11 protein-coding genes and 1 pseudogene are annotated in these 12,392 nt (G+C 70.2%); 1 reads left to right on the forward strand and 11 read right to left on the reverse strand.

Annotated features, from left to right (window positions below):
- On the forward strand, nt 1–561 hold a 561-nt coding region (locus C1I97_RS19355), incomplete at its 5' end, for an N-acetylmuramoyl-L-alanine amidase (RefSeq protein ID WP_111004476.1).
- 4 nt (nt 562–565) lie between these two features.
- Here the strand turns inward: C1I97_RS19355 and C1I97_RS19360 are convergent.
- From C1I97_RS19360 to C1I97_RS19410, 11 genes and pseudogenes are all read right to left on the reverse strand, one after another.
- Nucleotides 566–1,735, reverse strand: a complete 1,170-nt coding sequence (locus C1I97_RS19360) for a cysteine desulfurase family protein (RefSeq protein ID WP_111004477.1) — start codon at nt 1,733–1,735, stop codon at nt 566–568.
- Between the two features lie 153 nt (nt 1,736–1,888).
- Nucleotides 1,889–2,749 (reverse strand): thioesterase family protein, encoded by an 861-nt coding sequence (locus C1I97_RS19365; protein ID WP_111004478.1) that lies wholly within the window; start codon nt 2,747–2,749, stop codon nt 1,889–1,891.
- Between the two features lie 49 nt (nt 2,750–2,798).
- Nucleotides 2,799–3,455 carry a trimeric intracellular cation channel family protein gene (locus C1I97_RS19370; RefSeq protein ID WP_111004479.1) on the reverse strand — a complete coding sequence of 219 codons (657 nt, stop codon included), beginning with the start codon at nt 3,453–3,455 and terminating at the stop codon, nt 2,799–2,801.
- 23 nt (nt 3,456–3,478) lie between these two features.
- Nucleotides 3,479–4,840: an ABC transporter ATP-binding protein gene (locus C1I97_RS19375; RefSeq protein ID WP_111004486.1), complete on the reverse strand. Its 1,362-nt coding sequence runs from the start codon at nt 4,838–4,840 to the stop codon at nt 3,479–3,481.
- 14 nt (nt 4,841–4,854) lie between these two features.
- Nucleotides 4,855–5,937, reverse strand: a complete 1,083-nt coding sequence (locus C1I97_RS19380; RefSeq protein WP_111004480.1) for an ABC transporter ATP-binding protein — start codon at nt 5,935–5,937, stop codon at nt 4,855–4,857.
- A complete protein-coding gene (locus tag C1I97_RS19385; RefSeq protein ID WP_111004481.1) occupies nt 5,934–6,944 on the reverse strand; it encodes an ABC transporter permease in 1,011 nt (336 codons plus the stop codon). Before C1I97_RS19385 ends, C1I97_RS19380 begins: the two co-directional genes overlap by 4 nt.
- Nucleotides 6,945–7,035: 91 nt before the next feature.
- On the reverse strand, nt 7,036–8,799 hold the full coding sequence (locus tag C1I97_RS19390) for an ABC transporter substrate-binding protein (RefSeq protein ID WP_441349131.1): 1,764 nt from the start codon (nt 8,797–8,799) through the stop codon (nt 7,036–7,038).
- A gap of 28 nt (nt 8,800–8,827) precedes the next feature.
- A complete protein-coding gene (locus tag C1I97_RS19395; protein WP_111004483.1) occupies nt 8,828–9,826 on the reverse strand; it encodes an ABC transporter permease in 999 nt (332 codons plus the stop codon).
- A gap of 394 nt (nt 9,827–10,220) precedes the next feature.
- On the reverse strand, nt 10,221–11,015 hold the full coding sequence (locus C1I97_RS19400; protein ID WP_111004484.1) for an enhanced serine sensitivity protein SseB C-terminal domain-containing protein: 795 nt from the start codon (nt 11,013–11,015) through the stop codon (nt 10,221–10,223).
- Between the two features lie 140 nt (nt 11,016–11,155).
- Nucleotides 11,156–11,959: an enhanced serine sensitivity protein SseB gene (locus tag C1I97_RS19405; RefSeq protein ID WP_111004485.1), complete on the reverse strand. Its 804-nt coding sequence runs from the start codon at nt 11,957–11,959 to the stop codon at nt 11,156–11,158.
- A 3-nt stretch (nt 11,960–11,962) separates the two neighbouring features.
- Nucleotides 11,963–12,392: pseudogene (locus C1I97_RS19410) on the reverse strand (hypothetical protein); the annotation flags it as partial.

A 12,392-nucleotide genomic window follows, 5' to 3' on the forward strand; every position in this document is an offset into this window, starting at 1 on the left:
AGCGGGCTGTCCCGGCTGTGGTGGCGGCTTCCGGGCGCGCAGAAGCCGCGGGTGGCGGGCGCGGTGGACTTCGGGGGCGCCCGGTGGGTGGAGGCCTCCCCGTCGAACTACCGGCGGGCGGACCGCCCGGACGACTACCGGATCGACCGGGTGGTCGTCCATGTCACGCAGGGCAGCTACGCGAGCGCGGTGAAGGTCTTCCAGGACCCGGGGCACGGGGCCGCCACGCACTACATCGTCCGCAAGGACGGGCACGTCACGCAGATGATCCGCGAACTGGACGTGGCCTTCCACGCGGGCAACCGGGGGTACAACGAGCGGAGCGTCGGCATAGAGCACGAGGGTTTCGTCGACGACGCCTCGTCCTTCACGGACGCGATGTACGCCGCCTCGGCACGGCTGACGGCCCGGATCTGCGCGCGGTACGGGATACCCGTCGACCGGGAGCACATCATCGGCCACGTGGAGGTGCCGGGCGCCGACCACACGGACCCGGGGCGGCACTGGGACTGGGACCGGTACATACGGCTGGTCCGCGCGGTGCCGGCCACGCGGACCTGAGCCGTTACGTCAGTCCCGCCGCGCGGGCGCGTTCCACCGCGGGGCCGATGGCCTTGCCGACCGCTTCGACGTCGGCCCGGGTGGAGGTGTGGCCGAGGGAGAAGCGCAGGGTGCCACGGGCGAGGTCCGGGTCGGTGCCGGTGGCGAGCAGGACGTGGCTGGGCTGGGCGACGCCCGCGGTGCAGGCGGAGCCGGTCGAGCACTCGATGCCCTGGGCGTCCAGCAGGAGCAGCAGGGAGTCGCCCTCGCAGCCGGGGAAGGTGAAGTGGGCGTTGGCCGGGAGGCGGCCCTGAGGTGCGGGGTCGCCGCCGAGGATCGCGTCCGGGACCGCCGTACGCACCGCCTCGATCAGCTCGTCGCGCAGTGCGCCGATCTCGCGGGCGAACCACTCGCGCCGCTCGGCGGCGATCCGGCCGGCCACGGCGAAGGAGGCGATCGCGGGGACGTCGAGGGTGCCGGAGCGTACGTGCCGCTCCTGGCCGCCACCGTGCAGGACAGGTACGGGGCTGTGGTCGCGGCCCAGGACCAGCGCGCCGATGCCGCACGGCCCGCCGATCTTGTGGCCGGAGACCGTCATCGCGGCGAGCCCCGAGGCGGCGAAGTCGACCGGGACCTGGCCGAGGGCCTGCACCGCGTCGGCGTGCAGCGGGACGCCGGACTCGGCGGCCACGTCGGCCAGTTCGCGCACCGGCAGCAGCGTGCCGATCTCGTTGTTGGCCCACATGACGGTGGCGAGGGCGACATCGGCGGGATTGCGGGCGATGGCCTCGCGCAGCGCTTCGGGGTGGACGCGGCCGTAGGAGTCGACCGGGAGGTACTCGACGGTGGCGCCCTCGTGCTCGCCGAGCCAGTGGACGGCGTCGAGGACGGCGTGGTGCTCGACGGGGCTGGCCAGTACGCGGGTGCGGGCCGGGTCGGCGTCGCGGCGGGCCCAGTACAGGCCCTTGACGGCGAGGTTGTCGGCCTCGGTGCCGCCGGAGGTGAAGACGACCTCGCTGGGGCGGGCGCCGAGGGCTTCGGCGAGGGCTTCGCGGGCCTCCTCGACCGTGCGGCGGGCCCGGCGGCCGGACGCGTGGAGGGAGGAGGCGTTGCCGGTGACGCCCAGCGCGGCAGTCAGCGCCTCTGCCGCCTCCGGGAGCATGGGGGTGGTCGCGGCGTGGTCGAGGTAAGCCATGGTGAGGCCGATTCTACGGGGCGCTCCCGCGGAACCCCGGGCCAAGGTGCACCGGGTCGCCGACCGGCGGCTGCGGCTGACCGTCGCCGGCCGCCGGCTGGACCGACAGGCGCCCGGACGAGAGCGATTCGACCGAACGCGGGCGGCGGCCCTTCAGCCCAGCCTGACCCGCGCGAGCTGCCGGGACTGGGCCACCAGCCGGTCGGCGCTGTCCCAGACCTCGGCGTCCTCCTCCATGAAGCCGCCGGCGAGGTTGCGGGTGGTGATGGACACGCGCAGCGGGCCCGGTGCCGGGCGGCAGCGGACGTGCACGGTCAGTTCGACGGTCGGCACCCAGCCCTTGATGCCGAGCTCGAAGGCGGTCGGGGGCAGCGCGTCCACGGCGAGCAGCAGGGAGAACGGGTCGTGGTCCCGGCCGTCGGCGAGGCCGAACCAGGCCCGCATCTCGCCGTTGCCGGAGGGCGAGCCGAGCGCCCAGCCGAGGGTGGCCGGGTCCAGCTTGAGCATCAGGCGGTCGGCGATGGCCGAGCTGCCGGGGACCGGGGCGGGAGCGTCCTGGGGACCGAAGCACTGCTCCATGGGCGGGATCGCGGGCGGCTTCGCCGTGGTGCGTACGTCGTCGGGCAGGGTGCCGAGGTCGCCGTAGGAGGCCAGGACGCGGATGCGTTCCACCTCACGGCCGTCCTCGTCGCACTGGAAGAGGGAGGCCTGGCCGGTGGAGAGGGTGCGGCCGGTGCGGGCCACGTCCGTCCGCACGACGGCCGGCCCGGGCCGGGACGCGGTGAGGTAGTGCGCGGAGACGGTGAACGGGTCCGGGTGCGGCAGGGCGTCCGCGAGCGCGCGGCCGAGGACGGCCAGCAGATAGCCGCCGTTGACGGCGTTGATGATGGTCCAGCCGGCGGAGAGGTCGATGTCGTACACGCCGGGGGCGCGCTGGGCGACCGCGGTGTCACGGTCGAACTCGCTGTCGCCGATCGTGGCCCGCGCGGCCGGGGCGGTGGCTGCTTCTGACATGGGTGAACGATACAACAGGAAATTACTAAGCAGTAGCTTTTAGCGGGCCTCACTCCTCCTGCACCGTCGAGCGCCGGTTCCAGGCCCGCGGAGCCCGCCAGTGGTACCGCATCGCGAGCAGGCGCAGAACGAAGGTGGAGACCACCGCGAGGGCACTGGTGAGCGGGGTCAGCGCGTCGTAGTGGATGCACAGCGCCACGACGGTGGAGCCGGCGATCGCCGGGACCGCGTACAGGTCGCGGTCCCAACGCAGCAGCGACGGAACCTCGTTGGCGAGTACGTCCCGCAGCACACCGCCGCCCACGGCGGTGGCCAGGCCGAGCGTCGCCGACGCGGTGAGGCTGAGTCCGTAGGCGTACGCCTTGGTCGTACCGGCCACGCAGAACAGGCCGAGACCGGCCGCGTCGAAGACGTACACGGCGGTCTGGATGCGCTCCACGTGCGGGTGCAGGAAGAAGACCACCAGCGTGGCGAGCAGCGGAGTGAGGAAGTACCCGAGATCCGTGAAGGCGGCCGGGGGTACGGCCCCGATGGCGAGGTCACGGAACAGCCCTCCGCCCAGCGCGGTCACTTCGGCGAGGACGGCTATGCCGAAGACGTCGAAGTTCTTGCGAACGGCCAGCAGCGCGCCGGAGATGGCGAACACGAAGATGCCGACCAGGTCGAGCGTGTGCTGGACGGAGGGGCTGAACAGTTGCTGAAGCACCCCCCATTCTTACAGGGGGTGAGTTACTTGTCGGTCGCCTTCTCGGAGGGCTCGGCTGCCTCGGAGGAGGCGGAGGAAGCGGAAGGCTCGGAGGTCTCAGCGGCCTCGGAAGGCTCAGCGGCCTCGGAGGACTCCGTCTCCGCGGTCCCCACCTCCGCGGCCACCGCCGCCGAGGTCGCCGCCGACTCCGCCAGGACCTCGTCGGACACCAGCTCCGCGGCCTCCTTGGCGGCCGACAGCAGCACGGTGTCCTGCGGGGCCTGGTCCTCGAAGTTCTCCGGGTGGTGGCAGGCCACCCGCTGACCGGGCTTCAGCTCCTTGAGCGGCGGCTCGGTCGTCCGGCAGATCTCCGTCGCCTTCCAGCACCGGGTGTGGAAGCGGCAGCCGCTCGGCGGGGCGATCGGCGAGGGCACGTCGCCCTTGAGGAGGATGCGCTCGCTCTTGACGTTCTTGCGCTTGGGGTCCGGGATCGGGACGGCCGACATCAGCGCCTTGGTGTACGGGTGCATCGGCGTCCTGTAGAGCGACTCCCGGTCGGCCAGCTCCACGATCTTGCCGAGGTACATCACCGCGATCCGGTCCGAGACGTGCCGGACGACCGACAGGTCGTGGGCGATGATCACGTACGTCAGGCCCAGCTCCTGCTGGAGGTCGTCGAGCAGGTTGACGACCTGCGCCTGGATCGACACGTCCAGCGCGGAGACCGGCTCGTCCGCGACGACCAGCTTCGGCTTGAGCGCGAGCGCCCGGGCGATGCCGATGCGCTGGCGCTGACCGCCGGAGAACTCGTGCGGATAGCGGTTGTAGTGCTCGGGGTTGAGGCCGACCACCGACAGCAGCCGCTGCACTTCCTTCTTGATCCCGCCCTCGGGCTCGACGCCCTGGAGCCGGAAGGGAGCGCCGACGATCGTGCCGATGGTGTGGCGGGGGTTCAGGGAGCCGTACGGGTCCTGGAAGATCATCTGCACATCGCGGCGCAGCGGGCGCATGCCGCCGACACCGAGGTACGTGATGTCCTTGCCCTCGAACTCGACCTTCCCCCCGGTCGGTTCGAGCAGCCGGGTGATCAGCCGGCCCATCGTCGACTTGCCGCAGCCGGACTCGCCGACGACACCCAGGGTCTCCCCCGCGCGGACCTCGAAGTCGATGCCGTCCACGGCCTTGACCGCGCCGACCTGGCGCTGGAGCAGACCCTTCCGGATGGGGAAGTGCTTCTGCAGACCGGTCACCTTGAGCAGGATCTCACCGGGGGCGGTGCCGCCGGAGGAGGAGGCGTCCTTGCTCGGCGCGGCGGCCTCGGTCGGCGCGGCGGCCTCGGTCGGCGTGGCAGCGCTGTCGGCGGGCCGCTGAGCGGGAACCGCCACGTCCTTCTCGTCCCTCGTCACGGGCGTGTCCTCGCTCACAGCTTGGGCGCAATCTCTTCGGTCCAGATACGCTCCCGCTGCTCCTGGGTCATGTGGCAGGCGGCCCAGTGTCCGCCGCCCACCTCGGTGAGCTCGGGGCGGACGGTGCGGGTGACGTTGTCCTTGGGCACATCGGCGTACGGGCAGCGCGGGTTGAAGGCGCAGCCGTCCGGGATGTTGATCAGCGAGGGCGGCGAGCCCTTGACCGGGATGAGCCGGTCCTGCTGCTCACGGTCCAGCCGCGGCATCGAGCCGAGCAGGCCCCAGGTGTAGGGGTGCCGGGGCCGTTCGAAGACGTCCTCGGCGGAACCCCGCTCGACACAGCGGCCGCCGTACATCACCAGGAGGTCGTCGGCCATCTCGGCGACGACACCCAGGTCATGGGTGATCATGATGACGGCCGAGCCGAACTCCTTCTGCAGATCCCGGATCAGGTCCAGGATCTGCGCCTGGACGGTGACGTCCAGAGCGGTGGTCGGCTCGTCGGCGATGAGCAGCTCGGGGTTGTTGACCAGAGCCATCGCGATCATCGCGCGCTGCCGCATACCGCCCGAGAACTCGTGCGGGTAGCCGTCGACGCGCCGGGCGGGCTCCGGGATGCCCACCCGGTCCAGCATCTCGATCGCGCGGGCGCGCGCGACCTTCTTGCTGACGTCGTGGTGAACGCGGTACGCCTCCACGATCTGCGCCCCGACCGTGTAGTACGGGTGCATCGCGGACAGCGGGTCCTGGAAGATCATCGCCATCTTGCGGCCGCGCAGCTTGCGCACGTCCTCGGGGCTGGCGCCGACGAGCTCCTGGCCGTCGAGCCAGACTTCGCCGGAGACCTTGGCGCTGACCGAGCGGTGCAGGCCCATCACGCCGAGCGAGGTGACGGACTTGCCGGAGCCGGACTCACCGACGATGCCCAGGGTTCTGCCCCGCCGCACGTCGAAGCTGACACCGTCGACGGACTTGACCAGGCCGTCGTCGGTGTCGAAGTGGATGCGCAGGTCGCGGACCGACAGGAAGGCGTCGTCGTCGGCGGGCGAGGGCGACGGCACCGGTTCGCCGAGGGACGCGTTGTCGAGCTTGCTCACGAGTACCTCACCCTGGGGTCAATGGCTGCGTACACCACGTCGACGACCAGATTGCAGAAGACGATGAAGAAGGCGGCGACCAGGGTCACACCCATCACGATCGGCAGGTCGTTGTCGCGGATGGCCTGGATCGCGTAGGCGCCGATGCCCTGGAGACCGAAGACGGTCTCGGTGAGCACCGCGCTGCCGACCAGCAGGCCGAAGTCCATGCCGAAGATGGTCACGATGGGCGTCAGGGTGGCGCGCAGCCCGTGCTTGGTGACCACGGTGCGCTCCCTGAGGCCCTTGGCGCGGGCGGTGCGGATGTAGTCCTCGCCCATCGTCTCCAGCATGCCTGCCCGGGTGAGCCGGGCGTAGAGCGCGGAGAAGAGGAACGCCAGGCTGATCCACGGCAGCACCAGGTGCCACGCCCAGTCGGCCGGGTTCTCGGTGAAGGGGATGTACTCCACGCTGTCCCACACCGGGATCTCGTACACGAACAGGGCGTTGATGACCTGACCGGTGAAGAAGATCGGGAGGGAGACGCCGGCGAGGGCGATGATCATCGAGATCCGGTCGATCGGGCTGCCCTTGCGCAGGGCGGACACGACACCGATGGTGACACCGGAGATCACCCAGATGACGGCCGCGCCGACGGCCAGCGAGAAGGAGACCGGGATCCGCTGCAGCAGCTGCGGCCACACCTCGACGTGGTTCTTGAACGAGTAACCGAAGCAGGGGGCGTTGCAGGTGCTGACGTCCGGGCCGAACTTGTATTCGGCACCGACCACGAGGCCCTTGATGTAGTTCCAGTACTGGAGGTAGATCGGCTGGTCGAAGCCGAGGTTGCGCTTGACCGCGGCGATGGACTCCGGGTTGGCGTCCTTGCCCACGTACTGGGTGGCCAACTGGGTGGCTGTCTGGCCGCCGAGGCGCGGGACCAGGAAGAAGATGGCGAAGGTGACTGCGCTGACCACCAGCAGCAACAGTACTGCGCCCATGACGCGTCGGATGATGTACGCAGCCACAGTTGTGCGGCTCCAAGCGGCCGGGACGGGTTGTGCCCGTCCCGGCCGCCGGTGCCTTCACCTGCCTTTCAGAATGAAATCGGCCCTGTTACTACTTGCCGGAGCTGAGCAGCAGGTAGTCGTACATGCCGAGGTACGCCTCGGAGACCGTGACGTTGGCCGCGGACTCCGGACGGAACAGCAGGTTCTTGCGGTAGACCAGCGGGACGACGGAGGCGTCGTCCATGACCATCTTGTCGACCTCGCCCCAGGCCTTGGTGCGGGCGTCGGCGTCGGTGTTGGCGATCCCGTCCTTCAGAGCCTTGTTGATCTTCGGGTCGTCCAGCTCCATCAGGTTGGTGGCACCCGAGGGCTTGATCGCGGCACCGTTGACGATCTGGTCCAGGAAGCCGTAGCCGGTCGGCCAGTCAGCGCCCCACGCCATCGAGAGCATGCCCAGCTTGTGCTCGTGCACGTAGCTCGGGACACCGGCGAAGTTCGAGAAGTACTTGCCGGAGGGGTACTGCTTGATCTCGACCTTGATGCCCACCTTCTTCAGGGAGTTCTGAACGGCGGTGGCGATGGCGACCTCGGCGGGACGGTCCGAACGGGCCGTCAGGACGGTGTCGAAGCCGTTCGGCTTGCCGCAGGCCTTCAGCGCGGCCTTGGCCTTGTCGATGTCACCCTTGTGGTCGGTGGTGGCGTAGGTGTCGAACTTGGTGTAGCCGTTGACCGACGGCGGCATCAGCGAGGTCGCGACGTCGCCCTTCGGGTCGCCGCCCATGGCGTCGAGGGCCGACCGCTTGTCGATGGCCCACTGGACGGCCTTGCGGCAGTCCGCGTTGTCGAAGGGCTTGACCTTCTTGTTCAGCGCGATGTACTGCGTGGCGCCGGCGTAGGAGTTGTCGGTCTGCTTCTGCAGCTTCGGGTTCGTGAGGACCTTCGGCTGGGTCTGCGGCTGCACACCCGTGCCCGCGGCGTCCGCCGTGATCTTGTCGGACATCAGGTTGTTGTCGACCGTGACCGGGTTGACCTTGAACTTGATGGTGATCTTGTCCGGCAGGGCCTTGCGGATCGGGTCGGTCTTCGGGTCCCACTTGTCGTTGCGGACGAGGGTCGCGCCGCGGCCCTCCTCGTAGGACTCGAACTTGTACGGACCCGAGGAGACGATGTGCTGCACGTACTTCGCGCCGTCGTCCTTCGCCTGCGGCACGGGGGCCGTCTGGGAGTAGGTCGCGAGGTAGTCGAAGTCCGCGAACGGCTGGTTGAGCTTGAAGACGATGGTCTGGTCGTCCGGCGTCTCGATCGACTTGATGCCCTCGGGCGACTTGTCCTTGTAGGGACCCTTGTACTTGTCGCCGCCGACCAGGTACGCCTTGAAGTACGTCGGGCCGTTGGAGTGGACCTCGGGCGAGAAGTTGGAGCGCTCGATCGCGTACTTGACGTCCTTGGACGTGATCGGGGTCCCGTCCTCGTACGTGAGGCCCTTGCGCAGCTTGTAGGTCCAGGTCTTGGCGTCCGCGCTGGGCTCGCCGAGGGACTCGGCGAGGTCCGGGACGACCTCGAGGCCCTCCTTGCCGGCGGCCGGCTTGAACGTGGTGAGGGAACGGGCGTACAGACGCGAGAAGTTCAGCACCCAGCCGTAGTACGTGTTGCCCGGGTCGAGCGAGTCGGGAACGTCGGAGTGCTCGAGCGCGACGGTGCCTCCCTTCTTGTCCGAGGCGTTGACGATCGAGCTCAACGCCGCGTCCTTGGCAGCGTTGGTACCGCCCTTGCCGCCCTCGTCCTTCTTCTTGTCGCTGCCGCCGCACGCGGAGACCGCGAGGGAGAGCACCAGGACCGACGCCACCGCGGCGGTCACTCTTGTCGTCTTCACCTGAGGTAAGCCCCTTGATTCGGAGGGATCACTTGCTGCGCGGGTCAAGGGCGTCACGAAGCCCATCGCCGAGCAGGTTGAAGGCCAGGACGGTGATGAAGATCGCCAGTCCGGGCACGAACATGTACTGCGGATCCGCGGTGTACAGGTCCACGGCGTTGCTGAGCATTCCTCCCCAGGAGGCCTGCGGCGGCGCAATGCCGACCCCGAGGAAGCTGAGTGCCGCCTCGAAGAGGATGTTGGTCGGGATGATCAGCGTGGAGTACACGATGATCGGCGCCACCAGGTTGGGCAGCAGTTCCCGGAAGAGGATGAACGGCCCACGAGCACCGAGGCTCTTGGCGGCATCGACGAACTCGCGTTCACGCAGGCTCAGGGTCTGGGCGCGCACGATGCGGCCGATGTACGGCCAGCTGAAGAATCCGATGACGAAGATCAGCACGCCGATGCGCAGCGGAAGGCCGTTGACCCCGAAGAAGCCGTCCTGTACAGAGGCCGAGATCGAGATGGCGAACAGCAGCAGGGGGAAGGCCAGGAAGGTGTCCATGGTGCGGCTGATGAGGGTGTCGGCCCAGCCGCCGTAGTAGCCGGCCATGACGCCGAGGACGGTGCCGATCATCACCGACAGCAGGGTGGCGCCCGCGGCGACCAGGAGGGAGACCCAGGAGCCCTCGATGATGCGGGCGAGCATGTCGCGGCCGTACTGGGGGTCGATGCCGAGGGGGTGGTCCCAGCTCATGCCTCCCCAGCCGCCCTTGGGGGCGAGCAGGGCGGGATCGATCAGGTCCTGGTTGAACTCGTTGGGGTCGAGCCCGAAGACCGCCTGGATCGGCTTGGCGAGTACGGCCATCAGGACGAGGAGCGCGACAACGATGCCGCCCGCGACGGCGAGCTTGTCGCGCTTGAAGCGCGTCCAGGCGATCTGAGTGAGCGAACGCCCCTCGATCTGGCTCTTCTCGACCCCGGCGAGCACAGCTTCAGGCTGTGCCCCGGCTTCCGATCCGGTGGTCTCGATCGGTGCGGTCACAGTGACCTGACCCCTCTCGCCGGTGGTGACCGGCCTTTTGTCCGCCGCTGTGGGCGATTTTGGTTCGCTTCTTGCTGCGCGGCGGCCGCAGATGGGTACGGCTCAGCTGCCCAACAGATCCCTCGATTGGTTCGATCACAGGATCGATCGCCTCGCGTCTGAGAGGTGAGTCTTCAATGCCGTCGCGATCACCCGCCAGGCCTGGGGCCGGATGATGCGCAAACGTGATACGGACTGAAGGGTTTCGTTATCCGGACAGTGGGTAACGAGGGCCGGACAAGGGCGTGTTGGGGTTTTCCACCGCAGAAGCCGACCTTACGCCCTCATCTACGCGCGAAGAACGGGCTCTCCCGGAGGAAGCCCGTGCCAGTGGTCCGGTCCGGATGACGGCGGGTCAGTAGCCGCCCGGCGCCGGCGGGTACCCGTAGCCTGCCGCCGGGGCCTGGGCCGGGGGCGCGTGGCTCTCGCGGTCGTAGAACGGGCGGGAGTTGGCGCGCAGCCACATCGCGACCGGGTCGTACTCGTCGGACATCGCGACGGTCGACACCGGCAGCCCGTCGGGGACGGCGCCGATGGACTGCTGCATCATCGCGCGCACCGAGTCGACGGCGGCCGGCGAGGTGTCGTACACGTCCAGGCCGATGGCGAGGTACGGCGCTCCGAGCGCGGGCTGCACCCAGGCCCGGCGCAGCGAGCGGACCGCCGGGGTGCGGTGGGCGTTCTGCGCGAGCAGGGCGTAGAACTGCGGGACCTCGACGGCCGGTTCGAACAGGCTGAGCGGCCCCGCGGGCTGGCGGTCCAGACCGGTGGCGATGCGGCGCAGGTCGAGCCAGGGGATGCCGACGCCGCCGCCCGGGGCGTGCGGGTTCAGCCAGAGGCCGTAGTGGTCGGGGTAGAGGGTGCGGGCCACGTCGAGGCCGTCCACCACCTCGTACGACCGCATCCAGCCGCTGGCCGACAGCTCCTGGGCGGAGGTCACGCAGGGCGCGTAGCCGTGGCCGTCGACCTCCATGCGCCCGTACTGGGCGTCGGGGGAACCCGCCTGGCCGTGCCACAGCAGCATCCAGATCTGGCCGGAGGACGGCGTCGCCAGTGCGCGCAGCAGCGCCTCGTAGGCGTCGTAACGCCCGGGCGTCACCTGGCGCAGCGTCTGCTCGACCTGCCCGGCCGTCGTGCCGCTGGCGCTCACGCTCACCTTTTGTACCGCCCCTCCACGAACCCCTCGGAACCCCTCGACGAGCTTCACACCTAGCTTAAGGCCGCCTGCCGGCCCGGTGGCTGTTGCCGTTTTCGCGGCCGCGGGCCGCTCGCAGCCGCTCGTGGGTGCCCTCAGTGGCCGTGCTGGTGGAACGGCCGGACCTTTTCCCTCATCCAGTCGGCCACCGGGTCCTGGGTCACGTCCAGGAGGACCAGGTTGACCGGCCACGCGACCGGGGACCTGGCCAGGGCGCGGCCCAGGGCGTCCAGGGGGCGGGCCAGCGGGTCGTCCTCCAGGTGGGACAGCTCGACGCCTATGAACATGACCGGGTCGGCCGTCTCGATGGCGGCCAGGCAGCGGCGGGCGGTGAGGACCACACCGGTTGCGGCGAACTCGGCGGAGGCCGCGGAGAGGAAGTCCACCGGGTCGTCCTGCCAGTCGGGTTCGAAGAGGCGGACCCGGCCGCCGCTCGCCGGGCCGGTCGGCGGGGTGCCCGCCGCCCGGCACAGCTCGGCCACGGCCGGCGGCGGCAGCGGGATGCCGACCACGCCGTCCGGGTTGAGGGCGATGCCGGCCTGCGGGGGCAGTCCGCGCGCGAACTCGACGGCGGGCGCGATGGTGTACGCCATGTGCGGGCCGACGACCTGGCGGAACTGCTCCTCGGAGCTGAAGACCGGCACGTACGCCTGGCCGTCGATCTCCAGCGTGGGCAGGTCGAGCGGGCCGCTGTGCGGGCCGCCGCCGCCCGGCAGGGGCACCCAGAGGAAGCTGCGGCCGAGGACCTCGATGATCCGGCCGCCGGCCGCCGGGACGCCGAGGGAGGCCGACAGCACCTCCTCCAGCTCGTTGCCGGGCCAACCGCCGTGCGGGTGGGGGTGCGCCTGTGCCGGGAAGTCCGGGGAAGAGTCCGCGGAGAAGTCCGCCGGGAAGTCCATCTGCTACCGCCTGCTGGGAACCACTGCTGTGGCCGGAAGGCTATCGGGTACGGGCACGAACTCGATCCGCCGCAGGGCCGCCGCGGCCTCGCGGTCCAGCAGGACCGCCGAGCCGCAGCCCTCCGGCAGCTCGCCCCGCCGCAGCGCGCGCAGCAGGCGGGCCACTGCCCGGCGGTGGCGCCGGAAGGCGTACGGCGAGACGCCGCGGCCGCGTTCCCGCTGGCCCGCCAGGGCGGTGCCGGGGGCGACGTCCAGCAGGAGCAGGTGCAGGGTGCCGCCGCGGCGGCGGGCGGCACGGGCCAGCCAGGCGCGGACCCAGGGCTGTGTGCCGCAGTCGTGGACCACGACCGGGTCGCCGGAGCGCAGGGCGCGGCGCAGGACGGCGTAGTGGGCGAGGCGGGCCAGGGGGCGGTAGAGGGCGTAGGGAAGGTAC

The organism is Streptomyces sp. NTH33 (assembly GCF_003236365.1).
Classification (GTDB): domain Bacteria; phylum Actinomycetota; class Actinomycetes; order Streptomycetales; family Streptomycetaceae; genus Streptomyces.